The following is a 25,931-nucleotide window of genomic DNA, read 5'->3' as shown; positions in this document are numbered from 1 at the left end:
GGCGGCGGCCAGCAGCGGCAGCACCACGCCGGGCACGGCGCCGCCGGCGGCGGCCAGCGGCACCCGGGCGCCGCGCACGGCGGCGCCCAGGCGCTGCAGGTCGTGCAGCAGGCCGACGCCGTCGGTGTTGCAGCCATGCAGGACGCCGTCGCGGCGCCACAGCGTGTTGACCGCGCCGGCCGCGCGCGCCCGTTCGCTCAGATGGCCGCGGGCCAGTTCGAAGGCTTGCAGCTTGAACGGCACGGTCACGTTCAGGCCTGCGCCGCCGGCGGCGAAGAAGGCCGCGACCGTGCCGGCGAAGCCGTCGAGCGGCGCGTTCAGGCGGTCGTAGACCAGGTTCTGGCCGGTCTGCCGCGCGAATTGCGCATGGATCCATGGCGAGCGGCTGTGCTCGACCGGGTTGCCGACCACCGCGTAGCGGTCGGGCGGGGGCAGGGGAGGCGCGGTTGGCGCAGTGGCTTGGGAGACCATTCTTGAACGGGCAGGGAAGACAGTCCGAAGTGTACGCGGGCCTCAGCGCGCCGTGGCGGTCAGCTTGCCGTGGGTGAAGTGCCAGGTGCGCGTGATCGCCAGGATGTCGGTATCGCGCCTGATCTCCGGCGGGAAGGGCGGGAAGGGCGCCGCCAGCGACACGATGCGGCGCGCCGCGTCGTTCAGCACCCGGTGCCGCGAGGGCTGGCCGAGATCGATGCCGTCGACCGTGCCGTCGGCGCGGATGTAGACCGTCATCCGCAGCGAGCCGTACAGCTTGCCGCGCGCGGCGGCCGGGTAGTGGCGGTTGCCGACCGCCTCGATGCGGCGCCGCCACTGTTCCACGTAGGCCGCGTAGCGGTATTCCGAAGTGGACGGCGCGAAGAAGTGCTTGCGCGGGCGCTTGTTGTAGTCTTCGACGCGCTCGGCGATCTCGGCGAAGCGGCGCGCCAGCTGGCTGTTGTCGCGGCGTTCGGCGCCGGTCGCCGCGGCCGGGCCGGCCTGGGTCCGGCCGTCCGAGGCGGCGGCCAGGCGCTGCCTGACCTGGGCCGCCAGCTGGCGCTGCCGGGCTTCCAGCGCGGCCTGCCGTTCGCGCAGCGAGGCCAGCAGTTCGCCGTCGCGGTCGGGCGCCGACTGCTGCACCGGCGCGCGGCTGTGGCCGCTGTTGCTGTCGCCGCCGCCGTCGCTGTCGACCTGGGCCCGCAGTTCGGCCCGCGCCGGCGCCGAGCGGGTGCCGGCGTTGAGCAGCACGACCTCCAGCCCGGTGTCGTGGCGTGGCGGTTTCTCGGCCGGCGGCACGAAGCCGATGCCAAGCAGCGCGCCATGGAAAGCCAGCGATACCGCTGCCCCGATGGCCAGCCTCTGCCGCGTGCCGGCATGCGGGGCGGGAATCGGGATATCGCGGTTACGGCTGGGGGCTGTCTTGCGCTTTCCCGGCGTCCCCATCTCCCTCTCCGTCGCCCGGCTGCAGCGGCGCGTCGTCCGCGTCCGGCCCGTCGGCCGCCTCGACCTCCGCCGCTTCCGCGGCCGCCTGCGGATCGGCCTCGTCTTCCAGCGCCGCGCTGTCCAGCCCGGCCTCCTGCACCACCTCGACGAAGCGGCAGTCGACTTCCAGCTCCAGCTCGTCGGTGCCCAGGATGTCGAGCCGCACGGTCTGCCCGCGCGGCAGCGCCGGCAGGCCGCCGAGCCGGATGAACAGCGGGATGGCCTTGAGCCGCACGGCGTCGTCGCGCAGCACCACGGCGTCGGCGCGGGTCACGCCCTCCTGCCTGAGCCAGCGCAGGCACCAGAAGCGTTCCATGGCCTGCTGGAAATCGGCATAGGCCGCGTAGCGCGCCTCGAAGGCGCCGATGACGGCGAACAGATCGGCCTCGCGCGGCTTGTACGGCGCCACCAGGCGGGCCGACACGCCGTGCTCGACGGCCGCGATCAGCTGCCCCTGGTTGACCAGGTCCACATAGCGCCGCAGCGGCGAGGTACACCACGCGTACTGCGGCACGCCGATCGCCTCGTGCGGCGCCGCCGCGGTGCCCATGCGCACGCGCCCGCCCTGCTGCGAACGATAGATGCCTGGCACGCCGCAGCTGGCCAGCAGGCCGCCCCACAGATTGTTGGCCAGGATCATGTATTCGGCCACCAGGCGGTCGAGCGGCGCGTTGCGACGGCGCGGCTCGATGCGGATGCGGGCCTCGTCGGGGCGGTCGGGGTCGCCGTCCACGTAGAAGCTGTAGTCGATGCGGTTATTGTTTTCGGGCTTGCCGCGCACCGCCTCGCGCGCCGCCGCCAGGCCCTTGGCCAGCCGCCACAGCGGGCGCAGCAGCGCGCCGTGGGGCAGTTCGGCCGCCGGGTCGTCCAGCGCTTCCTCGGTGACCAGGTCGTCCAGCAGGTTGTGGCGCAGGTTCTCGCGCACCACGATCCGTTCGAGCCGGGTCTCGCTGGCGGCCACCGCGCCGGTGGCCGGGTCGGCCGTGACGTACAGCGACACTGCCGGCACCGGCCGGCCGGCGTCGAGCGAGAAGGCGGCGATGACCTCGTCGGGCTGCATCGGGATCTTGGCGCCCGGCATGTAGACGGTGGACATGCGCGTCCGCGCCAGCGCGTCGAGCGGGCTGTCGCGGGTGACGGCCAGCGCCGGCGCGGCGATGTGGATGCCGACGCGGATCATGCCGTCGGGCAGTTCCGCCACCGACAGCGCATCGTCGATTTCGGTGGTGGTGATGTCGTCGATGGAGTAGGCCTCGACCTCGGCCTGCGGCAACTCGCGCCCGATGGCCGGCACCTCGGCCGGCGCGAAGCCGGCGCCCTTGGGGAAGTATTCGCCATAGAAGCGCCGTTTGTGGATGGACAGCGCGCTCGGGAAGGCGCCCAGCTCCAGCAGCAGCCGGTCGGGGCGCTTGCGCAGCTGGGTGCAGGCGGCGTCGAGCGCCTTCCACTCCAGGCTGTTCTTGTCGGGGCGGAACAGCAGCGTCTCGGCCTGGCGCGCCAGCGCCTCGGGCAGCGAGCCGGCCTTGATCTCGTCGGCCCAGGCCTGCACCTGCTCGGCCTGGCGCTTTTTCTTTTCGACCGCCGCCAGCGCGGCGGCCAGGATGTCGGGCGGGGCGGGCCGGTACTTGCCCTTGCCGCGCCGATGGAAATAGACGGGCGCCGCGTGCACCCGCAACAGCAGCGTGGCCTGTTCCACCGCGCTGGGGGCGTGGCCGTAGTACTCCTCGGCCAGGGTGCGCACGTCGAACTCTTCCTGCGGCGCGCATTCCCACAGGAATTCCAGGTCCAGCTCCGGCGCCGCGGCCTCGGCTTCCTTCAGCAGCGTTTCCGGCCCGGGCTGCTCGAAGCGCACCACCACCGCGGTCTTCTTGATCTTGCTGCGCTTGCCGCTGGCCGCCTCGACCTGCAGGCTGGCGTCGCTCTCGCTCAGGACGGTCGCCGCCTTGAAGCCGCCATCGTCCTCGTACAAAACATGCATTGCGGGGGTATCCGGATCAGTGGGAATCGGTGACGGGCGCGTCGGCGAATTCGAGCACCTCGGGCAGCCAGCGGGCGAAATCGCCCAGCCCGTGGTCGCTGCCTTCGACGATGCGCTGCCGGGCGCCCGCGTAGTGGTCGCGCATCTCGCGCCAGTCGAGCACTTCGTCGCCGGTGGCGGCGATCAGGAAGTAGCGGCCGGGGCGGCTGATGCGCGGGATTTCGAGCGCTTTCAGTTCGTCGACGTACGAGGCCTTGAATTCGAAGGGCTGGCCGTCGTGGTAGCCGCTTTGCGGGCCGACCTGGGTGGCGAGGTCGCGCGCGGCATGCACCGCCGGATTGAGCAGCACCGCCTTGCAGCCGAGCCGCTCGGCCAGCCAGGTGGCGTAATACCCGCCCAGCGAGGAGCCGATCACGGTCAGCGCCTGCGCCGGCCGGCCGGTCGCGCGCTGCAGCTGCGCGGCGGCTTCCTGCGCCACTTCGATGGCGGCGCGCGGGCCGGGCGGCAGCGCCGGGCAGCGCCATTCGTTTTCGCGGCCGCGTTCGCGCATGGCCTCGGCCATCATCCTGGCCTTGAACGACTGCGGCGAGGAACGGAATCCGTGCAGATAAAGAATCATGCCGATGCTCCCGCAGCCGGCCAGCGCTGCGCCAGCGCGGCCAGCAGCTTGCCGTGCACGCCGCCGAAGCCGCCGTTGCTCATGACCAGGATATGGTCGCCCGGCCGCGCGGCGGCAGTGACGGCGTCGACCAGCGCGCCCAGGTCGCCGAAGGCCTGCGCCCGCGCGCCCAGCGGCGCCAGCGCCTCGGCCGGGTCCCAGCCGAGCGCATGCCTGCCCTCGCGCTGGCCGAAGCAGAAGATCAGGTCGGCCTGGGCCAGCGAGGCCGGCAGCTGGGCTTTCATCGAACCCAGCTTCATGGTGTTGGAACGCGGCTCCAGCACCGCCAGAATGCGGCCCGTGGGCATGCGCCCGCGCAGGCCGCCGATGGTGGTGGCGATGGCCGTGGGGTGGTGGGCGAAGTCGTCGTACACGCGGATGTCGGCCACCGTGCCGCGCAACTCCATGCGCCGCTTGACGCCGGCGAAGCGGCTCAGCGCCGCGGCGGCGTCGGCCGGCGCCACGCCCGCGTGCTCGGCCGCGGCGATGGCCGCCAGTCCGTTCATCCGGTTGTGGTAGCCGCTCAGTTCCCAGCGCACGCTGCCCACCGGCTGGCCGTGCCGGATGATCTCGAACGCGCCGCCGGCATCTTCCTCGCCCGCCTCCCAGGCGCCATCGGGACCGAAACTGGCGGTCTGGGACCAGCAGCCGCGCGCCAGCACGCGGTCGATGGCGTCCGAGTGGGTGGGGGCGACGATCAGCCCGCTGCCCGGGATGGTGCGCACCAGATGATGGAATTGCACCTCGATCGCGTTCAGATCGGGAAAGATGTCGGCGTGATCGAATTCCAGGTTGTTCAGGATCGCGGTGCGCGGCCGGTAGTGGACGAACTTGGAGCGCTTGTCGAAGAACGCCGTGTCGTACTCATCGGCTTCGATCGCGAACAGCGGCGCGCGCCCGGCCTGCGGCGCCGCCAGCCGGGCCGACACGCCGAAGTCCTGCGGCACCCCGCCCACCAGGAACGAAGGCGCCAGCCCGGCCGACTCCAGGATCCAGGCCAGCATCGACGTGGTGGTCGTCTTGCCGTGCGTGCCCGCCACCGCCAGCACATGGCGCCCGGCCAGCACATGTTCCCCCAGCCACTGCGGCCCCGAGGTATACGGCAGCCCGGCCTCCAGGATCGCCTCCATCAGCGGATTGCCCCGGCTCACGACATTGCCGATCACGAACAGATCCGGCTTTAGCGCCAGCTGGTCGGCCGTGAACCCCTCGATCAGTCCGATCCCGTGCTCGGCCAGCTGCGTGCTCATCGGCGGATACACGCCCGCATCGCAGCCCGTGACGCGATGCCCGGCCGCCCGCGCGATCAGCGCCAGCCCGCCCATGAACGTCCCGCAAATGCCAAGAATATGTAGATGCATGGCTCGAATGTCCCATATGGACTTCGATTGTAGAGCCTCCGGCCCGGCCCCAAGGCAGCCCCCCGCCCAACGAAGTATCATAGGCACCGCCCACCGAATCCCCGGGCCCCCCGCCGCATCGCCGCCCCATCCAGGGCGCCGCGGATCCGGCTCCGCCGGTCCGCCAGCGCCGTCCCCTTGAGGGGGGCGCGCGAAGCGCGTAGGGGGTGGGCCCTCCCCGGAGCAGTCATGCCAGTTTCTTTCTTGCGCCAGGAAATCGCCGCCGCCGCGGCCCGGATGATCGCCGAAGACGGCCTGGACTACAGCACCGCCAAGCGCAAGGCCGTGAAGATGCTGATGGGGCAGAGCGCCCCGCCGCGCGGCAACATCCTGCCGGACAACGACGAAATCGAAACCGAAGTGCGCGAATACCAGGCGCTGTTCATGGGCGACAGCCAGCCGGCCCGCCTGGAGCAGCTGCGCCGCGTCGCGCTGGCGGTGATGGAGCGGCTGGAGCGCTTCCAGCCCTACCTGACCGGCCCGGTCTGGAACGGCACCGCCGGCGAACATTCCGACATCGCGCTGCAATGCTTCGCCGATTCGTCGAAAGACGTCGAGATCTTCCTGATCAACGGCGGCATCGCCTACGAGGCGGGCGAGCGGCCGGATTTCCGCGGCCGCGGCAAGGTCGAGGCCCTTTACTTCACCTGGGACGGCGAAGGCGTCATGCTCAGCATCTACGATAGCCACGCCTTGCGGGGCGCGCTGCGGCCCGGCCCCGACGGCCGTCCGGAGCGCGGCGACCGGCGCGCGGTCCTGCGCCTGCTGGGAGACATCGAATGAGCGCGCATCCTCCCGGCCGCCCGCCCGGCGCGCCCGACGAGGCGCTTCCGGCCCGTCGCCGCCACCTGCTGGCCTATACGGCGGCAGGCATCGCCGCCGCCGCCCTGGGCGGCGGCCTGGCGTGGCGCCGGCTGGCCGGCGGCGGCGACGGCCCGGTCGACATCCTGTTCGCCCAGCGGCTCGACGGGCTGGACGGCACGCCGCAACCGCTGTCGCAATGGCGGGGCCGGCCGCTGGTGGTCAATTTCTGGGCCACCTGGTGCGTGCCCTGTGTCGACGAGATGCCGGAGCTCGACCGCCTGCAGGGCGAGCTGCAGAACCACGTACAATTCATCGGCATCGGCGTCGATTCCGCCGCCAACATGCAAAAATTCGTCCAGAAAATACCGGTGCGCTACCCGCTGCTGGTGGCCGGGGCGGCGGGCGCCGAATTGTCGCGCCGGCTCGGCAACGAGGCCGGGGGCCTGCCGTTTACCGTGGTGATCGGGGCCGACGGCAAGGTGGCGCTGCGCTCCCTGGGGCGGCTGCACATCGACCAGCTGCGCGCCACGCTGCAGGGCCTGGCGGCCTGAGGGCGGCGGCGGCGCTTTGGTTACACTTGATGGACAATATGGCGCGGTTTGCGTGAAAATCGCGCCCTCTTTATCGTTTTCAGACACTATGGCCAATCGCATATTGGTATTGCACGGCCCCAATCTGAATCTGCTCGGCACCCGCGAACCCGAGGTCTATGGCGCCACCACGCTGGCCGACATCGACGCGCGGCTGGCCGCCCTGGCGCAGGCGAACGGTGCCCAGCTCAGCACTTTCCAGAGCAATCACGAAGGCGGCCTGGTGGACCGCATCCAGGCGGCGCGTACCGACGGTACCGATTTCATCGTGATCAATCCGGCAGCCTATACCCACACCAGCGTGGCCATCCGCGACGCCCTGGCGGCCGTGGCCATGCCGTTCATCGAAGTACACGTGTCGAACGTCCACAAACGCGAGGCGTTCCGGCGCCATTCCTATTTTTCCGACCTGGCCGTGGGCGTCGTCGCCGGGCTGGGGCCCGATGGTTACGAAGCGGCTGTGCGGTACGCGCTGGCGCATTGAAAGCAATTTGTTGGGGAACCCACCCATGGATCTCAGAAAACTCAAAACCTTGATCGATCTGGTGGCCGAGTCCGGCATCGCCGAACTCGAAATCACCGAAGGTGAAGGCAAGGTCCGTATCGTCAAGTTCGCGCAGGGCGGCCCCGTGGCCGCCGCGCCGGCGATGCAGGCCTATCCGACCGTGGTGTCCGCCCCCGTCCCGGCGCCGGCGCCCGAGGCGCCCGCCGCCCCGCCCGCGCCCGCTGCCGCGCAGGGCCATGTGGTCAAATCGCCGATGGTCGGCACCTTCTACCGCGCGCCCAATCCCGGCGCGCCGGTGTTCGTCGACGTCGGCCAGACGGTGAAGGAGGGCGATCCGCTCTGCATCATCGAAGCGATGAAGCTGCTCAATGAAATCGAGGCCGACAAGGCGGGCGTGGTCAAGGAAATCCTGGTCGAAAACGGCCAGCCCGTCGAATATGGCCAACCCTTGTTCGTGATCGGCTGAGCCGGTCCAGGATGCCGGGCGCTTTTCCATGACGCTGGAGCGCCCCACCCTCGTCAGTCGGGAGGCGGCCGCCGGCACCGGCGGCGCCCGCGAGGCGCCCGAGCCGGCGCCGGACCGCGTCCCGACGCTACCAGGACATTCGTTCATGTTTGAAAAGATCCTGATCGCCAATCGCGGCGAAATCGCCCTGCGTATCCAGCGCGCCTGCCGCGAACTGGGGATCAAGACCGTCGTGGTTCATTCCGAGGCCGACCGCGAGGCCAAGTACGTCAAGCTGGCCGACGAGTCGGTCTGCATCGGCCCGGCGGCCTCGCGCGAAAGCTATCTGAACATGCCCGCCATCATCTCGGCGGCCGAAGTGACCGACGCCGAGGCCATCCATCCCGGCTACGGCTTCCTGTCGGAAAACGCCGACTTCGCCGAACGGGTCGAAAAGAGCGGCTTCGTCTTCATCGGCCCCAGGCCCGAGTCGATCCGCCTGATGGGCGACAAGGTCAGCGCCAAGCAGGCCATGATCGCCGCCGGCGTGCCGGTGGTGCCCGGTTCCGAGGGCTCGCTGCCCGACGATCCGAAAGAGGTCATCCAGATCGCCCGCCAGATCGGCTATCCGGTCATCGTCAAGGCCGCCGGCGGCGGCGGCGGGCGCGGCATGCGCGTGGTCCACACCGAGGCCGCGCTGCTCAACGCCGTCACGATGACGCGTTCGGAGGCCGCCGCGGCCTTCAACAATCCCGACGTCTATATGGAGAAGTTCCTCGAGAACCCCCGCCACGTCGAGATCCAGGTGCTGGCCGACGGCCAGCGCGGCGCGGTCTGGCTGGGCGAGCGCGACTGCTCGATGCAACGCCGCCACCAGAAGATCATCGAGGAAGCGCCGGCCCCGCACATCCCGCGCCGGCTGGTCGACCGCATCGGCGACCGCTGCGCCGACGCCTGCCGCAAGATCGGCTACCGCGGCGCCGGCACCTTCGAGTTCCTGTACGAGAACGGCGAGTTCTACTTCATCGAGATGAACACGCGGATCCAGGTCGAGCACCCGGTCACCGAGGCCATCACCGGCGTCGACCTGGTGCAGGAACAGATCCGCATCGCCGCCGGCGAAAAGCTGCGCCTGCGCCAGCGCGACGTGGTGTTCAAGGGCCACGCCATCGAGTGCCGCATCAACGCCGAGGATCCGTTCCGCTTCACGCCCAGCCCCGGCCGCATCCTCAGCTGGCACGTGCCGGGCGGCCCCGGCATCCGCGTCGATTCGCACGTCTACAATGGCTATTTCGTCCCGCCCAACTACGACTCGATGATCGCCAAGGTGATCGCCTACGGCGACACGCGCGAACAGGCGCTGGCGCGGATGCGCATCGCGCTGTCGGAAATGGCGGTCGAAGGCATTTCCACCAACATCGCGCTGCACCGCGAACTGCTGCAGGATGCCCGCTTCATCGAAGGCGGGACCAACATCCACTACCTCGAGCAGCGGCTGGCGCAGCGCCCCGAGTAGCAAGGCGGCGCCCCATGCGCGAACTGGTGTTCGACTGTCCCGAGTCCGAGGCCGAAACGTTGTCCGATGCGCTGCTGGAAGCGGGCGTGCTGTCGGTTTCGGTGGAGGACGCCGACCTCGGCACCGAGGCCGAGCGGCCGCTGTTCGGCGAGCCGGGCCTCGAACCCGAGACGCGGGCCTGGGCGCGCAACCGCGTGGTGGCGCTGCTGCCCGATGGCGAAGACCCGGCCCAGTTGCTGGCCGACGCCTGCGCCGCCTCAGGCCTGCCCGAGCCGGCGCAGTGGGCGCTGCGCGACGTGCCCGACGCCGACTGGGTCCGGCTCACGCAATCGCAGTTCGAGCCGATCGCCGTCGACGGCCGCATCTGGATCGTGCCCACCTGGCACGAGGTACCCGACGAGCCGGGCACGGTATCGATCCGGCTCGACCCGGGCCTGGCCTTCGGCACAGGCAGCCATCCCACCACCCATCTGTGCCTGGCCTGGCTGGCGCGCCAGCTGCGGCCGGGCAGCCGCGTGCTCGACTACGGCTGCGGCTCGGGCATCCTGGCCATCGCCGCGCGCAAGCTGGGCGCCGGCCCCACCGTAGGCGTCGACATCGACCCGCAGGCCGTGCAGTCCACGCGCGACAATGCGCGCGCCAACGGCGTCGAGATACAAGCGGAATTGCCCGACGCGCTGCCCGGCTGGCGGGCCGACGCGGTGCTCGCCAACATCCTGTCCAACCCGCTGAAGGTGCTGGCGCCGATGCTGTGCGACCGCGTGCTGCCGGGCGGCGACCTGGTCCTGTCGGGCGTGCTCGAACGGCAGGCCGACGAAGTCGCCGCCGTCTATGCGCCGTGGCTGCCGCTGACGGTCTGGCAGGCGCGCGACGGCTGGGTATGCCTGCACGGCCGCCGGCCGGCCGGCGGCAGCTGAACGCCGCGGCCGCGCCATGACGCTCGCCACGCGCTGCCCCCACTGCGGCACGGCCTTCCGGATCGTTGCCGACCAGATCCGGGTGCGCGACGGCCTGGTCCGCTGCGGGGTCTGCAATGCGATATTCGACGGGCGCGCCACGCTGATCTCGGTCGAGGACGGCGCGGCACTCGCCCCGCAGGCCGGCATGCCGGCGGCCGCGCACGATCGCCTGCCGGACACGGCCCCGGCCGGCCCGGGCACGGATGCCGCGCCCGAGCCCGCGGTGCTGCGCAAGCGCGGGCAGGGCTTCCAGATGCCCGCGGGCACGGAGTACGGCGCGGCGGCGGATGGCGGACCGTTTGCGGCGTCCGCGTCTGCGCAGGCTGCTGTCCCGGCCGATGCGGCCAGCGCGGCCGACTCTTTCACCGCCGCGGGCGCCTTCACGGCGGCCGGCATGGCATCGTCCGCGCCCGGCGCGCCGCCGGCGTTCCTGGACGACGGCGCGCGGGAACAACGCCGCAGCCGCGCGGCCTGGTGGGCGGTGGCGGCGCTGCTGGCCCTGGTCGCGCTGGCGCTGCAGGCCATATGGGTGTTCCGCAGCGAACTGGCCGTGCGCGCGCCGGCGCTGCGGCCCGCGCTGGAGCGGCTGTGCGGCAGCCTGGGCTGCACCGTGGACTATCCGCGCGACATCACGCTGCTGTCCATCGAATCGTCATCGCTCGAGCCGCTGGCGGCAGCGCAGGGCGGCGAGCCGGCCGGCGCCGATTCGGGCACGGGCCCGGCGGCGGATGCCGCCGGCCGGACCGGCGCCGATTCGCCGGCGGGCACGGGCGCCAGCCCGCGCCGGCTGACCCTGCAGGTCGTGCTGCGCAACCGCGGCCGCTTCCCGCAGCCCTGGCCCGCCATCGAACTGTCGCTCACCGATTTTTCCGGCGCCGTGGTGGCGCGCAAGGTCTTGCCGCCGTCGGCCTACCTGCCGCCCGACCTGCGCGCCGTGCCGCTGCAGGCCGGCCAGGAGCGCACGCTGGACATCCCGGTGGAAAGCGCCGCCGCGGCCACCGGCTACCGCGTAGACATTTTCTTCCCATGACTTCCGCCATGTCCCTACCCGATACGCCCCCCGTCATCGTCTGCGGCTCCGTCGCCTTCGACACCATCATGGTGTTCGAGGGGCGCTTCCAGGAGCACATCCTGCCCGAGCAGGTCCACTCGCTCAGCGTGTCTTTCCTGGTGCCGTCGATGCGCAAGGAATACGGCGGCTGCGCCGGCAATATCTCCTACAGCCTGCGGCTGCTGGGCGGCAAGCCGATCCCGGTGGCCACGGTGGGCGAAGACGCCGGCGACTACCTGGAACGGATGCGCGGCCTGGGCATCGACACGCGCTGGGTGAAGGTGGTGCCGGGCACCTACACCGCCCAGTGCTTCATCACCACCGACCTGGCCGACAACCAGATCACCGCCTTCCACCCGGGCGCGATGGGCGCGGCCGCCACCAACGACCTCGGCGACGCCCCCGGCGCCTGGGGCATCGTCGCGCCCGACGCCAAGGACGGCATGTTCGCGCACGCCCGCCGGCTGCATGCGCGCGGCATTCCCTTCATCTTCGACCTCGGGCAGGCGATGCCGCTGTTCAGCGGCGACGATCTCGAAGAGATGCTGAAGCTGGCCCAGGTGATCACCGTCAACGACTACGAGGCGCACGTCGTCGAGCAGCGCACCGGCCGCAGCATGGCCGATATCGCGCGCGGCCTGCGCGCGGCCATCGTCACGCTGGGCGAGAAGGGCTCGCTGCTGCTGGAAGGCGGCCGCGAAACGAAGATCGAGCCGGTCAAGGCCGAGGCCGTGGTCGACCCCACCGGCTGCGGCGATGCCTATCGCGCCGGTCTGCTGTATGGCGTCACGCTCGGATGGAGCTGGGCCGACAGCTGCCGGCTGGCCAGCCTGATGGGCGCGCTGAAGATCGCCGAACGCGGCCCGCAGAACCACCGACCCAGCCGCGACGAGATCTCGCGCCGCCTGCAGCAACACTACGGTCTGTCGTTATAGCCCCCCCCTGTTATAGACTCCCCTACGCGCTTCGCGCGCCCCCCAGGGGGCGACGCTGGCGGACCGGAGGGAAAGCCCACCCCTGGCGGCCTTCGGCCGCGCCCCTCTAGGGGCGACGCTGGCGGACCGGCTGAGCCGGATCCGCGGCGTCCTGGATGGGGGCGTCTTGGATGATGGGGTGTCATCGTTTGAAACAACGTTCGGGCACGGGGCGCCGGCGTGGCGGGCGAACCTAGGCACGCGCGTGGCGTCCAATAAGGTACATTGCACAGAACAGCCGGCACCCAGCCGGCAAGCGGGATATCTCACATGAATGCTTCTTCCGGATCCATCCTCGGGGCGGCCCGCTGCGGCAGCCGCTCGATCGTGGCGGCGGCCCTGGTGGCGTCGATGGCCGTGCTGGCCGGCTGCGCGGGCGGCAGCAACTCGGCGTCGGTATACGGGGCCGGCCAGGCCCAGCGCGAACAGGTGGTGCGCTACGGCGTCGTCGAATCGGTGCGCCCGGTCACCATCGACCGCGGCCAGACGGGCGTTGGCACGGCCGGCGGCGCCATCGTCGGCGGCGTGGCGGGCAACAGCATCGGCGGCGGACGCGGCCAGATCATCACCTCGGTGCTGGGCGCGATCGCCGGCGGCATCGCCGGCCAGGCGGCCGAACGCGGGCTGTCCAAGTCCAACGGCCTGGAAATCACCGTCAAGTTCGACAACGGCGAAGTGCGCTCCATCGTGCAGGAAGCCGACGAAACCTTCTATGCCGGCGACCGCGTGCGCGTGCTGAGCGGCACCGGCGTGACCCGCGTCACCCACCGCTGACCGCGTTCCCTGCGGCCGCCTAGCGGCTCTACCTCTATGCACCACAGTGCCCGCATCCAGGGCACAGCGGATCCGGCTCCGCCGGTCCGCCAGTGCCGCCCCCAGGGGGGCGCGCGAAGCGCGTAGGGGGGCTCAATACCCCATGAAGACGGGGAGGCCGGCGCGGGCCAGTATCATCAGCGCGATCTGGGTCAGCAGGAACAGCACCAGCGGCGACAGGTCCAGCCCGCCCATCGAGGGTAGTATCCGGCGGATCGGGTCGAGCAGCGGCGCGGTCAGCGCGTACAGCATCGGCATCAGCGGCGCGTGCGGATTGACCCACGACATGATGGCCATCAGCAGCGTGATCCACATCACGAGGTTGATGGCCCACTTCAGCACCAGCAGCAGCGCGATGCCGAGCCCCAGCGGGAAGATCGCCAGCGGGTTGCCGCTCGACACCAGCACCGACAGGAACAGGAACACGACCGCGGTCAGCCAGGCGGCGACCAGGCAGGCCCAGTCGATGCCGCCCCGGCCGCCCAGCACGCGGCGCAGCGGCACCACGATCCAGTCGGCGGCCTGGAACAGCGGGCGGGCGATCGGGTTGTACGGCGGCAGGCGCGCCCATTGCATCCACAGCCGCAACAGCAGGATGGCGCCGTACAGAGTGAAAACGATGTTGAGCAGGAATTGGGCAATGTCGCCGAACATGGGGGCTCCAGGAAATCGCCCTGCGCGTGGGCGGCAGGTCAGGGCGGATTGTCGCATGCCCCGGATGACCACGCGCAAGCACCGTCCCATCCAGGGCGCCGCGGATCCGGCTTTGCCGGTCCGCCAGCGCCGCCCCCTTGAGGGGCGCGCGAAGCGCGTAGGGGGAGCCTCTGACAACGCGTGAAGCGCGTAGGGGGTAGGCATTAAAAAGCCCCGCCAGGCGCGGCCTGGCGGGGCGGTCGAAGCGTGAAACGCTTCGATCAATGCCTCACGGACGGCTGCCCGTGGGGAAGGGCCATGCAGCAGCAGGGTTGAGGGCCGTCTTGGCTCCGGGCGCAGCGGCGGTGGAGGCCGCCGGCGCAGGCGTGGCCGCAGGCGCGGCGGGTGCCGCGGCGGCCTTCTTGGCGGCCGGCTTCTTGGCCGGCGCAGGCTTGGAGGCGGAGGCAGCCTTCTTGGCAGGCGCCTTTTTCGCCGCCGCCTTCTTGGCCGGGGCCTTCTTGGCGGCCGCCTTCTTCACCGCGGTTTTCTTGGCCGGGGCCTTCTTGGCCGCAACCTTCTTCACCGCGGCTTTCTTGGCCGGGGCCTTCTTGGCGGCGACTTTCTTCACCGCGGCTTTCTTTGCCGGAGCCTTCTTGGCGGCGACCTTCTTCACCGCGGCTTTCTTGGCCGGGGCCTTCTTGGCGGCGACCTTCTTCACTGCGGCTTTCTTGGCCGGGGCCTTCTTGGCCGCGACTTTCTTCACCGCCGCCTTCTTGGCCGGGGCTTTCTTGGCCGGGGCTTTTTTGGCCGCCGCCTTCTTGGCCGGCGCCTTCACTGCTTTCTTGGCTGTCGCCATGATCTGCTCTCCTTTACGGGAAGTTCAGGGATCCAGAACACGAACCCGCTCGGACCATCCTCACGGGCTATTCATCGGCGCAAGCCCGCTGGCGAACGAACGCTTCGGCCAGCGCATGCAGTTTGCGCTAATGAATCCGGCACACAGCCATTCGACATATTCCGCACGGCGCGCGAACCATGTCGAATGACTTGGCACAGGCGGTTTCGCCTGTGCCGGATGGCGCCATGCAGCCCCGCCGCCGCGCCGCTCCGGCACGGGGCCGGAGGCGCGGGCAAGACGCCGGGTGGTGCGCGTGACGGGGGCCGGCTGGCCGCTTCCGTTCGCGTCTGACATCACCCGGGCCTTTCGGCTGGGCGCGCAAGGCGCCTGATCCTGGCTTGCGTGAGGTCTTCAGTCCCAGCTCAGCGCACCGCCGGTCTGGTACTCGATCACACGCGTCTCAAAGAAATTGCGTTCCTTCTTCAGGTCGATCATCTCGGCCATCCACGGGAAGGGATTTTCCTCCTGCGGGAACAGCGCTTCGATGCCGATCTGCTGGCAGCGGCGATTGGCGATGAAGCGCAGATAGGACTTGAACATCGGCGCATTCAGACCCAGCACGCCGCGCGGCATGGTGTCTTCGGCGTAAGCGTATTCCAGGTCGACCGCTTTGCGGAAGAGGGCGCGGATTTCTTCGCGGAATTCCGGCGTCCACAGATGCGGGTTTTCGAGCTTGATGGTGTTGATCAGGTCGATGCCGAAGTTGCAGTGCATGGACTCGTCGCGCAGGATGTACATGTACTGCTCGGCGGCGCCGGTCATCTTGTTCTGCCGGCCCAGCGCGAGGATCTGCGTGAAGCCGACGTAGAAGAACAGGCCTTCCATCAGGCAGGCGAACACGATCAGCGACTTCAGCAGCGTCTGGTCGGCCTCCGGCGTGCCGGTCTTGAAGGCCGGGTCGGCGATGGCATCGATGAAGGGGATCAGGAACTCGTCTTTCGCGCGGATCGACGGTACCTCGTGGTACGCGTTGAATATCTCGGATTCGTCGAGATCCAGGCTTTCGACGATGTACTGGTAGGCGTGGGTGTGGATCGCTTCCTCGAAGGCCTGGCGCAGCAGGAACTGCCGGCATTCGGGGGCCGTGATGTGGCGGTAGGTGCCCAGCACGATGTTGTTGGCCGCCAGCGAGTCGGCCGTCACGAAGAAGCCGAGGTTGCGCTTGATGATGCGGCGCTCGTCTTCGGTCAGGCCCTGCGGGTTCTTCCACAGCGCGATGTCGCGCGACATGTTCACTTCCTGCGGCATCCAGTGGTTGGCGCAGGTGGCCAGGTATTTCTCCCAGGCCCATTTGTATTTGAACGGGACCAGCTGGTTGACGTCGGTCTGGCCGTTGATGATGCGCTTGTCGGCAATGTTGACGCGGTGCGCGGCGGCGTCGGCGGCGGCCGGCGCGCGCGGCGCCGGCGCAGCCGCCGGCAGCGCCACGTCGTCGAGGCGCGGGGCGGCCGGCATCGCGGCGGGGCGGGCCGCCGGTGCCGGGGTGGTCGAGGTGTCTTCGTCCCAGGACAGCATGTTCATTCGGCTCCGGTATCCAGGGTTATTGGCAGGCTTCGCACTCTTCGAACCCGGGATCGCCGGGCCTCATGGTGCACGCCGCCCCGACGACTTCCGGTTCGGGCAGCTTGTCGCCCGCCGTCGGCACGGCATTCAGCTCGCCGCCCCGGCCGGTGGATTTCTCGGCGCTGGTGGCGCCCAGCGTCCGCAGATAGTAGGTGGTTTTCAGGCCGCGTTGCCACGCCAGCTTGTACGTTTCGTCGAGTTTCTTGCCCGAGGCGCCGGCCATATAGATATTCAGCGATTGCGACTGGTCGATCCATTTCTGGCGGCGCGCCGCGCACTCCACCAGCCAGCGCGGCTCGACTTCGAACGCGGTGGCGTACAGCTGCCGCAGTTCGGGAGGCACGCGGTCGATCTTGGACAGGCTGCCATCGAAGTACTTCAGGTCCGCAACCATCACCTCGTCCCACAGCCCGAGTTTCTTCAGGTCGCGCACCAGATAGTCGTTGACGATGGTGAACTCGCCGGAGAGATTCGATTTGACGTACAAGTTCTGGTAGGTAGGTTCGATGCACGCAGACACGCCAATGATATTGGAAATCGTTGCCGTCGGGGCAATGGCGATGCAATTGGAGTTGCGCATGCCGTGTTCTTTGATGCGTTCCCGCAACGCGTTCCAGTCGAGCGTCGCGCTCGTATCGACTTCGACGTAGCCGCCGCGCTCTTCGCGCAGCAGTTCGAGCGAGTCTTGCGGCAGGATGCCACGATCCCACAGCGAACCGCGAAACGAGGAGTAACGACCCCGTTCGGCGGCCAGTTCGGTCGAGGCCCAGTAGGCGTAGTAGCACACCGCCTCGGTGGAACGGTCGGCGAATTCGATCGCGTCCTGCGAGGCGTACGGCACGCGCATCTTGTGCAGCGCGTCCTGGAAGCCCATGATGCCCAGGCCGACCGGACGGTGCTTGGCGTTGGAGTTGCGGGCCTTGTCGACCGCGTAGTAGTTGATGTCGATCACGTTGTCGAGCATGCGCATGGCGGTGCCGATGGTGCGCTTGAGCTTGTCGTGGTCGAGCGCGACCGTGCCGTCGTCGAGCGTCTTCAGGTGGGCCACCAGGTTGACCGAGCCCAGGTTGCAGACGGCGATTTCCGACTCGTTGGTGTTCAGCGTGATCTCGGTGCACAGGTTGGAGCTGTGCACCACGCCCACGTGCTGCTGGGGCGAGCGGATGTTGCACGGATCCTTGAAGGTGATCCACGGGTGGCCGGTCTCGAACAGCATCGACAGCATCTTGCGCCACAGCGTGATGGCCGGCATGCGCTTGAACAAGGTGAGCTCGCCGGTCTGCGTCTTGGCCTCGTAGGCGGTGTAGGCCTCTTCGAAGGCTTTGCCGACCTTGTCGTGCAGGTCGGGCGCGTCGGACGGCGAGAACAGGGTCCAGTCGCCGCCCTCGATCACGCGCTTCATGAACAGGTCGGGAATCCAGTTGGCCGTGTTCATGTCGTGGGTGCGGCGGCGCTCGTCGCCGGTGTTCTTGCGCAGCTCGAGGAATTCCTCGATGTCGAGGTGCCAGGTTTCCAGGTAGGTGCAGACCGCGCCCTTGCGCTTGCCGCCCTGGTTGACCGCCACCGCGGTGTCGTTGACCACCTTCAGGAACGGCACCACGCCCTGGCTTTCGCCGTTGGTGCCCTTGATGTGGCTGCGCAGCGCGCGCACCGGGGTCCAGTCGTTGCCCAGGCCGCCAGCGTACTTGGCCAGCAGCGCGTTTTCCTTGATGGCGTCGTAGATGCCTTCCAGGTCGTCGGAGACGGTGGTCAGGTAGCACGACGACAGCTGCGAGTGGGTGGTGCCGGCGTTGAACAGGGTCGGCGTCGAGCTCATGAAGTCGAACGACGACAGCAGGCGGTAGAACTCGATGGCGCGGGTTTCGCGCTCGGCCTCGTTTTCCTCGCCCAGCGCCAGGCCCATCGACACCCGCATGAAGAACACCTGCGGCAGTTCGATGCGCTCGCCCTTGACGTGCAGGAAATAGCGGTCGTACAGGGTCTGCAGGCCGAGGTAGTTGAACTGCAGGTCGCGTGCATGGTCGAGCGCGGCGCCCAGGCGGGCCAGGTCGAACTCGGCCAGCTTGGGGTTGAGCAGGCCGGCCTCGATGCCGCGCGCGATGAAGCGGGGGAAGTATTCGGCGTACTGGCCGGCCATCTCGTCCTGTTCCACTTCCTTGCCCAGCACTTCCTTGCGGATCGTGTGCAGCAGCAGGCGGGCGGTCACGGTGCTGTAGGCCGGGTCTTTCTCGAGCTGGGAGCGGGCGGCCAGGATGGCCGACTTGAAGACTTCGTCGGTCGGCACGCCGTCGTACAGGTTCTTGACGGTTTCGTTGAAAATGCCGTCGGCCGAGACGTAGTCGTCAAGGCCGACGCAGGCGGCCTGGATCACGGCGTGCAGGTGCTGCGCGTCGAGCGGCACGCGGCGGCCGTCGTCGGTCACGTGCAGCACCGGCTGGTCGGGCTGGGTGTGCAGCAGGGCGCGCTGCTGGGAGCGTTTTTCGCGGTACAGCACGTAGGCGCGGGCCACGTCGTGCTCGCCCGAGCGCATCAGCGCGAGCTCGACCTGGTCCTGGATGTCTTCGATGTGGAAGGTGGCGCCGCCGGGCTGGCGGCGCACCAGCGCGTTGACCACCTGGGCGGTCAGCACCTCGACCAGCTCGCGCACGCGCGCAGAGGCCGCGCCCTGGCCGCCGTTGACGGCCAGGAATGCCTTGGTGAGGGCGATCGAGATCTTGCCGGGTTCGAAGCCGACCACGGCGCCGTTGCGGCGGATGACCTTGTAGTCGGTGTAGGCCGTGTTGTCGGCCGGCGCGGCGGCAGGCCGGGCGGCGGGCTGCGTGGCGGCCGGGCGGGCCGACGGAGTCGAAAGTTGCATAAGGCCTCCTGGGATGCGTAAGAGGCGCGGCTTTTGATGCCGCGCCGGGGCTACTCGGGTGTCGTTCGGGAGAATCGGTGGCGGCCGGACCGGCGGGTCAGGACCGAGGGGAAGAGACGGGGCGAGCGGCTGCGCCGGGGCCCGCGCCCGGCCATCTTGCGCCGGACGGATACGGGCCTTGCAGGCAGGTGCGCGTGAGCACTTTCGGACTCGCGGATCGACGACCCATCTGTTTCCCCCTTTTCCGTCGGCGCGGCCTTCCGACCACTAGATCTTGTGGTATGGAGGTTGCCGAGGCACTAATTCTAGGGGTACCGACATTGTAGAACAAGTCGGGAGCAAGTAACGAGGTGTTGCACTCACTGCTCGCCGGAAGCCTTCGCCGGCAGGGCGCCGGCCGCCGCCGGCGCTGCCTGCGGCGGCAACTGCGCCGGGTCCCAGCCGCCTTCGCGGCCGCAGCGGCGCCAGTCGAAATGCGGGCCGGGGTCGGTCTTGCGGCCGGGCGCGATGTGCTCATGGCCGCGCAGCGCGCGGATCGGATGCCGCGCCCGCAGCGCCGGCGCCAGCCGGGCCAGGGCGCGGTATTGGGCGTCTGTGAAGGGCTGGTCGTCGCAGCCTTCCAGCTCGATGCCGATCGAAAAATCGTTGCAGCGCTCGCGCCCTTCGAAGCACGAGACGCCGGCGTGCCAGGCGCGGCTGTCGGTGCCGGCGAACTGCACCACGGCGCCGTCGCGCGCGATCAGGAAATGGGCCGATACCCGCAGGCCGCGCAGCCGTTCGAACCACGGGTCGGCGGCGCAGTCGAGGGTGTTGGTGAACAGCGCTTCTATATAGGGGCCGCCGAAGCGGCCGGGCGGCAGGCTGATGTTGTGCAGCACGAGCAGCGTGACGTCGGTGCCGGGCGGGCGTTCGTCCACGTTGGGCGAGGGCGCGCGGCGCACCGACGGATGTTCGAGCCAGCCGCCGTCGCCGAGCCGCGCCGCCGTCATCGCGCCGGGCCGCGCAGCGAATGCGCGAGCCCGCAGTAGTTGTAGCCGCGCCGGCGCACGGCCTCGCTGGCCGGCAGGTGCACGCCGCAGTGCGCGCATTGCACCATCGCCTGCGGCGCCGCGTCGGGACGCGGACGGCGGCGGTCCTGCCGGCGCAGCTGCGCGTTGGCCGCGTTGCGGGCGGCGATGCGTGCCGCCAGCAGCGCGACCAGGATGACGATCAGCCAGAAAAGGATTTTGCCCATGGCGTTGGTTGGTGCGGCCGCGCCGCGGTTCAGCGGTGGAGGATGACTTCCAGCACGAAGCGGGTGCCGGTATAGGCCAGCAGCAGCAGCGCGAAGCCGGCCAGCGTCCAGCGCAGCGCGATCCGGCCGCGCCAGCCCCATACCTGGCGCCCCAGCAGCAGCAGGCCGAAGGTCAGCCACGACAGCAGGGTGAAAACGGTTTTATGGTCGAACGGCAGTGCCTGGCCGGTCAGCGCCTCGGAGATGACGATGCCGCTGATGATGGCCAGCGTCAGCAGCACGAAGCCGATCCAGATCAGGCGGAACAGCAGCCGCTCCAGCATCAGCAGCGGCGGCATGGCGTCGAACAGGCGCGCGAACACGCCGGCCCGCCCGCCTTGCGGCGCGGCGCCCGGCCCCGACAGTTCGTGCAGCCGGCGGTCGGTGGAGGCCATCAGCAGCGCGTGCAGCGCGGCGATGGTGATCAGGCTGTAGGCCGCCAGCGAGATGGCCAGGTGCACGCGCAGCCAGCCGCTGTCGGCATGGGCGATCACGCGGCCGCTGGGGAACAGGACCGGCAGCAGGGTACTGAGGGTGCCCAGGGGCATCAGCCACAGCCGCAGGCCGTCGATGGCCACCAGCAGGCTTTCGATCCAGAACACGATCAGGCCGAGCCACAGCGCCGCCGACACGCCGAGCGCGAAACCCAGCCGCAGGTTGCCGTCGCCCAGCATCGATTGCTGCACGGCCGCGCCATGGACGAGCACCACCACCGCCAGCCCGATCCGCTCGGCGGTGCCGACCCGGGCCTCGGGGCGCTCAGAGACGGCGCGCCACGCCAGCATGCCCAACAAGGCGTAACCGGCGGCGGCCAGTGCGTGCAATACAATTCCCATGTCCATATGGAAGTGTAAGCGAATCCCCTCATGCTCGATAACCTCACCACCCGCCTGGCGCGCGTGGTCAAGACGCTGCGCGGCGAGGCCCGGCTCACCGAGGCCAATACCCAGGAAATGCTGCGCGAAGTGCGGCTGGCGCTGCTGGAGGCCGACGTCGCGCTGCCCGTGGTGCGCGAATTCGTGGCCCGCGTCAGGGAAAAGGCGCTGGGCGAGGAAGTCGCCGGCAGCCTGACGCCCGGCCAGGCCCTGGTGGGCGTGGTCCACAAGGAACTCACCGCGCTGATGGGCGGCGACCTCGGCCCCAACGCCAGCGAGCTGTCGCTGGCGCAGCAGCCGCCGGCGGTGATCCTGATGGCCGGCCTGCAGGGCTCGGGCAAGACCACCACCACCGGCAAGCTGGCGCGCTGGCTGGCCGAAGGCGGCCACACCCAGGGCGGGCGCAAGACCGGCCGCAAGAAGGTGCTGGTGGTCAGCGCCGACGTCTACCGGCCGGCCGCCATCGAGCAGCTGAAGACGGTGGCGGCCCAGGCCGGCGTCGACTTCCTGCCGTCCACCGCCGACCAGAAGCCGGAAGACATCGCCCGCGGCGCGCTCGACCACGCCCGCCGCTATCACTACGACGTGCTGATCGTCGACACGGCCGGCCGGCTCGGCATCGACGAACAGCTGATGAACGAGATCCGCGCCCTGCACGCGATCCTCGACCCGATCGAAACCCTGTTCGTGGTCGACGCCATGCTGGGCCAGGACGCCGTCAACGTCGCCAAGGCCTTCAACGACGCGCTGCCGCTGACCGGCGTGGTGCTGACCAAGCTCGACGGCGACGCCCGCGGCGGCGCCGCGCTGTCGGTGCGCCACATCACCGGCAAGCCGCTCAAGTTCGTGGGCGTGTCGGAAAAGCTGGCCGGGCTCGAGCCCTTCCACCCCGAGCGCATGGCCCAGCGGGTGCTGGGCATGGGCGACATCCTGTCGCTGGTGGAAGAGGCGCAGAAAGCCATCGACGTCGGCGAGGCGCAAAAGCTGGCCGCCAAGCTGAAGTCGGGCGACAAGTTCGACCTGAACGACTTCCGCGCCCAGATCGCGCAGATGAAGAACATGGGCGACATGGGCTCGATCCTGGAAAAGCTGCCCGCCCAGTTCTCTCAGGCGGCCGCCCAGGTCGACAGCAAGCAGGCGGGCAAGCAGATCCGGCGGATGGAGGGCATCCTCAATTCGATGACCAACCTGGAGCGCAGCAAGCCGGAACTCCTCAAGGCTTCCCGCAAGCGCCGCATCGCCGCCGGCGCCGGTGTCCAGGTCCAGGAGGTCAACCGCATGCTGGCCCAGTTCGAGCAGATGCAGGGCATGATGAAGCAGATGAAGAAGGGCGGCCTGGCGAAGATGATGCGGGCCATGGGCGGGGCGAAGGCCCTGAAGGGAATGAAGGGCCTGAGGTAGCCCCCCTCACCAGGATGCGGCGGATCCGGCTTTGCCGGTCCGCTCGCATCGCCCCCTTGAGGGGGCGGCCGTAGGCTGCGGGGGTGGCGTTCCTTCCGGTCCGCTCGCATCGCCCCCTGGGGGGCGCGCGTCAGCGCGTAGGGGGGGACAACTTCTCCAGCGTGCGGGGCAGGGCCTCGGCCACGTCGATCTTCTCGGCCGCGGCGTCGCGGCGGCCTTGCAGCTCGATCTGCCCTTCCTTCAGCCCGCGGTCGCCGATGGTGACGCGGACCGGCACGCCGATCAGTTCCCAGTCGGCGAACATCACGCCGGGGCGCTCGTCGCGGTCGTCGAGGATGGCGTCGACGCCCTGGGCCAGCAGGTCTTCGTAGAGTTTCGACGCCGCCTCGCGCACGGCCTCGCTCTTGCCCCAGCCGACCGGGCAGATGACCACCTCGAACGGCGCCAGCGCGCGCGGCCAGACGATGCCGCGTGCGTCGTGGTTCTGTTCGATGGCCGCGCCCAGCAGCCGGGTAACGCCGATGCCGTAGCAGCCCATCTGCATCAGCGCCGGTTTGCCGGTTTCGTCCAGGTAGGTGGCCTTGAGCGCGGCCGAATACTTGGTGCCGAGGAAGAACACGTGGCCGACCTCGATGCCGCGCTGGATCGCCAGCCGGCCGCTGCCGTCGGGCGCCGGGTCGCCGTCGACCACGTTGCGCAGGTCGGCCACCAGGTCGGGCTCGGGCAGGTCGCGCGCCCAGTTGGCGCCGGCGTAGTGGTGGTCGGCCTGGTTGGCGCCGCAGACGAAGTCGCTCATGTTGGCGACGGTGCGGTCGGCGATCACGCGCACCGTCCGCGCCAGGCCGACCGGGCCGATGAAGCCGGGCTGGCAGCCCAGGTGCTCGGCCACTTCCTGGTCGGAGGCGAAGCGGAAGCCGCGTTCGAAGCCGGGCAGCTTGCCGGCCTTGATCTCGTTCAGTTCGTGGTCGCCCCGCAGCAGCAGCAGGCAGACGGCGGGCGCGGCGCCGGCCTGTTCCGGCTCGACCGCCACCGCCAGCGTCTTGACCAGTTTCGACGCGGGCACGCCCAGCAGCGCGGCCACGTCTTCGCAGCGGGCGGCGCCGGGCGTGGCGACTTTGCGCAGCGTTTCGGCCGGCGCGGCGCGCTCGGCGATCAGGCCCGGCGCCTCGGCCAGCTCCATGTTGGCGGCGTACTGGGTGGCGGGGTTGTAGACGATCAGATCTTCGCCGGTGTCGGCGATGACCTGGAATTCGTGGCTGCGCGTGCCGCCGATCGAGCCGGTGTCGGCCGCCACGGCGCGGAACTCCAGCCCCATGCGGGCGAAGATGCGCATGTAGGCAGCGTACATCGCGTCGTAGCTCTTCTGCGCGCCGGCCTCGTCGCGGTCGAAGGAGTAGGCGTCCTTCATCGTGAACTCGCGGCCGCGCATCACGCCGAAGCGCGGCCGGCGCTCGTCGCGGAACTTGGTCTGGATGTGGTAGAAATTCTTCGGCAGCTGGCGCCAGCTGTGGATTTCGTTGCGCGCGATGTCGGTGATGACCTCTTCCGACGTGGGCTGCAGCACGAAATCGCGCTGGTGGCGGTCTTTCAGCCGCAGCAGCTCGGGGCCGTACTGCTCCCAGCGGCCGGATTCCATCCACAGCTCGGCCGGCTGCACCATCGGCATCAGCAGTTCGAGCGCGCCGGCGCGGTTCATCTCTTCGCGGATGATGGCTTCCACCTTGCGGATCACGCGCAGCCCCAGCGGCATGTAGCTGTAGATGCCGCCGGCCAGCTTGCGGATCATGCCGGCCCGGGTCATCAGCCGGTGGCTGGGGATTTCGGCGTCGGACGGGGCCTCTTTCAGGGTGCCGATGTGGAACTGCGATGCGCGCATTCGGTGCTCACGTTAAGGGAAGTGTCAAGTCGGCCCGGGCAGGCCTATAATCGACTCAATTGTATGGGAATCGCTGGGGTGGCTCATGCTGGACCGTGAAGGTTACCGTCCCAACGTCGGCATCATCCTCGTCAATCACCGTAACGAGGTTTTCTGGGGCAAGCGCATCAACGAACACTCCTGGCAGTTTCCCCAGGGGGGCATCAAGCACGGCGAAAGCCCTGCCCAGGCCATGTTCCGCGAGCTCCACGAAGAAGTGGGCCTGAGGCCCGAACATGTCCGCATCCTGGGACGCACGCGCGACTGGTTGCGCTACAACGTCCCCGACCACTTCGTCCGACGCGAATGGCGGGGGCACTACAAGGGGCAGAAGCAGATCTGGTTTCTGCTCCGCATGCTGGGCCGCGATTGCGACGTCTGCCTGCGGGCGTCGCCGCACCCGGAGTTCGACGCCTGGCGCTGGAGCGAGTACTGGGTGCCGCTGGACGCCGTCATCGAGTTCAAGCGCGACGTATATACTCTGGCGCTGAACGAGCTGGCGCTCGTGCTGTTCCGTCGCGGCCACGAAACCCGCTACCTGCGCCAGCACGTCGGGCCGCATCGCCGCGGTTCGACAACAGATGAACAGACCGTGGTGTAGGCCGAACCGCGCGGATTGGTTCGATATGACTTTGTTTTTGCGTTCGACGGCGGCCGTGGCGGTCGCCGTGCTGCTGGCCGCCTGCGGTTCCGCGAAGCGGGGCGAGGGCAATTACCTGCTGGACGACATCGAGGCGCAGCGCAACCTGCCCGATTCGGGCTGGGAGGCGCTGCGGCCGCTGCTGCCGCCGGTGCCGGGGCCGTCCGACACGCTGCTGCCGGTCGACTCGCTCAACGTCAACGACCCCTTCCACTACGGGGTGGACCCGCGTTCGGTGCAGATCGCGCCGGGCCAGATCGTGCGCTACGCGCTCGTCAGCCAGAGCGACCGCGGCTCGCGCAACATCAGCTACGAGTCGGTGCGCTGCGGCACGCGCGAATACCGCCTGGTGGCGCTGGCGGCGCCGGGCGGCGCCTGGCAGCGCGCCCACAACGACGAGTGGCAGCCGGTTCAGGCCAACACGGTGCAGGCCGTGCTGCGCGCCGGCGTGCTGTGCTCCGGCGGCGGCGTGGCCACCGACAAGGTGCCCAACCTGATCGCCCGCCTGCGCAACTGGTCGCAGTACAGCGACTTCACGGCCGAACAGAACAAGCCCTGATGCCCCGGCCGACCACGCGGGCCGGCACGCATCGCACGTCTTCGCCCAAGGCGCGCCCTGCCGCAAGTGTGGTCCTTACCATTCGATTCCGGGATCACACTATTCAAAAAAATAATTTTTCATTATGTTTTTTGCACCCCACACTGGGCGCGTCAAAAAAATAACAGCC

24 protein-coding genes and 1 pseudogene are annotated in these 25,931 nt (G+C 69.4%); 12 read left to right on the top strand and 13 right to left on the bottom strand.

The window, feature by feature from the left end:
• The 5 genes and pseudogenes from aroE to mpl form a co-directional block, all read right to left on the bottom strand.
• Nucleotides 1-471: pseudogene (gene aroE, locus ABD927_RS08715) on the bottom strand (shikimate dehydrogenase); the annotation flags it as partial.
• Between the two features lie 42 nt (nt 472-513).
• Nucleotides 514-1,416 (bottom strand): energy transducer TonB, encoded by a 903-nt coding sequence (locus tag ABD927_RS08710; RefSeq protein ID WP_345248366.1) that lies wholly within the window; start codon nt 1,414-1,416, stop codon nt 514-516.
• Nucleotides 1,376-3,433, bottom strand: a complete 2,058-nt coding sequence (locus tag ABD927_RS08705; RefSeq protein WP_345248364.1) for a ribonuclease catalytic domain-containing protein — start codon at nt 3,431-3,433, stop codon at nt 1,376-1,378. Before ABD927_RS08705 ends, ABD927_RS08710 begins: the two co-directional genes overlap by 41 nt.
• Nucleotides 3,434-3,449: 16 nt before the next feature.
• Entirely contained in the window at nt 3,450-4,052 is a 603-nt protein-coding gene (locus ABD927_RS08700) for a YqiA/YcfP family alpha/beta fold hydrolase (protein WP_345248362.1), read from the bottom strand.
• The gene (gene mpl, locus ABD927_RS08695) at nt 4,049-5,452 is read right to left on the bottom strand and encodes a UDP-N-acetylmuramate:L-alanyl-gamma-D-glutamyl-meso-diaminopimelate ligase (protein WP_345248360.1); all 1,404 of its coding nucleotides are present in this window, start codon (nt 5,450-5,452) and stop codon (nt 4,049-4,051) included. Before mpl ends, ABD927_RS08700 begins: the two co-directional genes overlap by 4 nt.
• A gap of 228 nt (nt 5,453-5,680) precedes the next feature.
• Between mpl and ABD927_RS08690 the strand changes: the two genes are divergently transcribed.
• The 9 genes from ABD927_RS08690 (at nt 5,681) to ABD927_RS08650 (ending at nt 13,109) form a co-directional block, all read left to right on the top strand.
• Nucleotides 5,681-6,274 (top strand): hypothetical protein, encoded by a 594-nt coding sequence (locus ABD927_RS08690; RefSeq protein ID WP_345248358.1) that lies wholly within the window; start codon nt 5,681-5,683, stop codon nt 6,272-6,274.
• Complete coding sequence (locus ABD927_RS08685; protein WP_345248356.1) at nt 6,271-6,846, top strand: TlpA family protein disulfide reductase; 576 nt, start codon at nt 6,271-6,273, stop codon at nt 6,844-6,846. The genes ABD927_RS08690 and ABD927_RS08685 overlap by 4 nt, the downstream gene beginning before the upstream one ends.
• An 88-nt stretch (nt 6,847-6,934) precedes the next feature.
• On the top strand, nt 6,935-7,369 hold the full coding sequence (gene aroQ, locus ABD927_RS08680; protein ID WP_345248354.1) for a type II 3-dehydroquinate dehydratase: 435 nt from the start codon (nt 6,935-6,937) through the stop codon (nt 7,367-7,369).
• A gap of 25 nt (nt 7,370-7,394) precedes the next feature.
• Nucleotides 7,395-7,856, top strand: coding sequence for an acetyl-CoA carboxylase biotin carboxyl carrier protein (gene accB / locus ABD927_RS08675; RefSeq protein WP_345248352.1), 462 nt, complete (start codon nt 7,395-7,397; stop codon nt 7,854-7,856).
• Nucleotides 7,857-8,001: 145 nt separating this feature from the next.
• Nucleotides 8,002-9,351, top strand: coding sequence for an acetyl-CoA carboxylase biotin carboxylase subunit (accC, locus tag ABD927_RS08670; protein ID WP_345248350.1), 1,350 nt, complete (start codon nt 8,002-8,004; stop codon nt 9,349-9,351).
• Nucleotides 9,352-9,365: 14 nt separating this feature from the next.
• Complete coding sequence (gene prmA / locus ABD927_RS08665) at nt 9,366-10,268, top strand: 50S ribosomal protein L11 methyltransferase (protein WP_345248348.1); 903 nt, start codon at nt 9,366-9,368, stop codon at nt 10,266-10,268.
• A gap of 16 nt (nt 10,269-10,284) precedes the next feature.
• Nucleotides 10,285-11,340, top strand: a complete 1,056-nt coding sequence (locus ABD927_RS08660) for a DUF3426 domain-containing protein (RefSeq protein WP_345248346.1) — start codon at nt 10,285-10,287, stop codon at nt 11,338-11,340.
• A gap of 8 nt (nt 11,341-11,348) precedes the next feature.
• Nucleotides 11,349-12,296, top strand: a complete 948-nt coding sequence (locus ABD927_RS08655) for a carbohydrate kinase family protein (RefSeq protein ID WP_345248344.1) — start codon at nt 11,349-11,351, stop codon at nt 12,294-12,296.
• A 309-nt stretch (nt 12,297-12,605) separates the two neighbouring features.
• Nucleotides 12,606-13,109 carry an outer membrane lipoprotein gene (locus ABD927_RS08650; protein WP_345248342.1) on the top strand — a complete coding sequence of 168 codons (504 nt, stop codon included), beginning with the start codon at nt 12,606-12,608 and terminating at the stop codon, nt 13,107-13,109.
• Nucleotides 13,110-13,241: 132 nt separating this feature from the next.
• Here the strand turns inward: ABD927_RS08650 and ABD927_RS08645 are convergent, their stop codons facing one another.
• The 7 genes from ABD927_RS08645 to ABD927_RS08615 form a co-directional block, all read right to left on the bottom strand.
• A complete protein-coding gene (locus ABD927_RS08645; protein WP_345248340.1) occupies nt 13,242-13,802 on the bottom strand; it encodes a YggT family protein in 561 nt (186 codons plus the stop codon).
• 268 nt (nt 13,803-14,070) lie between these two features.
• Complete coding sequence (locus ABD927_RS08640; protein WP_345248338.1) at nt 14,071-14,637, bottom strand: histone H1-like DNA-binding protein; 567 nt, start codon at nt 14,635-14,637, stop codon at nt 14,071-14,073.
• Nucleotides 14,638-15,030: 393 nt separating this feature from the next.
• On the bottom strand, nt 15,031-16,194 hold the full coding sequence (locus tag ABD927_RS08635; RefSeq protein WP_345248386.1) for a ribonucleotide-diphosphate reductase subunit beta: 1,164 nt from the start codon (nt 16,192-16,194) through the stop codon (nt 15,031-15,033).
• 25 nt (nt 16,195-16,219) lie between these two features.
• Nucleotides 16,220-19,099 (bottom strand): ribonucleoside-diphosphate reductase subunit alpha, encoded by a 2,880-nt coding sequence (locus ABD927_RS08630; protein ID WP_345248336.1) that lies wholly within the window; start codon nt 19,097-19,099, stop codon nt 16,220-16,222.
• 359 nt (nt 19,100-19,458) lie between these two features.
• Nucleotides 19,459-20,088: a 1,6-anhydro-N-acetylmuramyl-L-alanine amidase AmpD gene (gene ampD / locus ABD927_RS08625; RefSeq protein ID WP_345248334.1), complete on the bottom strand. Its 630-nt coding sequence runs from the start codon at nt 20,086-20,088 to the stop codon at nt 19,459-19,461.
• Nucleotides 20,085-20,333, bottom strand: coding sequence for a PP0621 family protein (locus tag ABD927_RS08620; RefSeq protein WP_345248332.1), 249 nt, complete (start codon nt 20,331-20,333; stop codon nt 20,085-20,087). Before ABD927_RS08620 ends, ampD begins: the two co-directional genes overlap by 4 nt.
• 29 nt (nt 20,334-20,362) lie before the next feature.
• The gene (locus tag ABD927_RS08615; RefSeq protein WP_345248330.1) at nt 20,363-21,214 is read right to left on the bottom strand and encodes a cytochrome C assembly family protein; all 852 of its coding nucleotides are present in this window, start codon (nt 21,212-21,214) and stop codon (nt 20,363-20,365) included.
• 24 nt (nt 21,215-21,238) lie between these two features.
• Here ABD927_RS08615 and ffh point away from each other — a divergent pair, with 24 nt between their 5' ends.
• Entirely contained in the window at nt 21,239-22,648 is a 1,410-nt protein-coding gene (ffh, locus tag ABD927_RS08610) for a signal recognition particle protein (protein WP_345248328.1), read from the top strand.
• A gap of 130 nt (nt 22,649-22,778) precedes the next feature.
• Here ffh and ABD927_RS08605 read toward each other — a convergent pair whose 3' ends face one another.
• Nucleotides 22,779-24,524: a proline--tRNA ligase gene (locus ABD927_RS08605; protein WP_345248326.1), complete on the bottom strand. Its 1,746-nt coding sequence runs from the start codon at nt 24,522-24,524 to the stop codon at nt 22,779-22,781.
• 85 nt (nt 24,525-24,609) lie between these two features.
• Between ABD927_RS08605 and ABD927_RS08600 the strand changes: the two genes are divergently transcribed.
• Both ABD927_RS08600 and ABD927_RS08595 read left to right on the top strand, forming a co-directional pair.
• Nucleotides 24,610-25,164: an RNA pyrophosphohydrolase gene (locus tag ABD927_RS08600; protein WP_345248324.1), complete on the top strand. Its 555-nt coding sequence runs from the start codon at nt 24,610-24,612 to the stop codon at nt 25,162-25,164.
• 25 nt (nt 25,165-25,189) lie between these two features.
• Nucleotides 25,190-25,762, top strand: a complete 573-nt coding sequence (locus ABD927_RS08595; protein ID WP_345248322.1) for a CNP1-like family protein — start codon at nt 25,190-25,192, stop codon at nt 25,760-25,762.
• Nucleotides 25,763-25,931 lie beyond the last annotated feature (169 nt).

This window comes from Pigmentiphaga soli, from assembly GCF_039541095.1.
GTDB lineage: Bacteria > Pseudomonadota > Gammaproteobacteria > Burkholderiales > Burkholderiaceae_B > Pigmentiphaga > Pigmentiphaga soli.
This window is presented reverse-complemented; position numbering and strand designations above follow the sequence as displayed.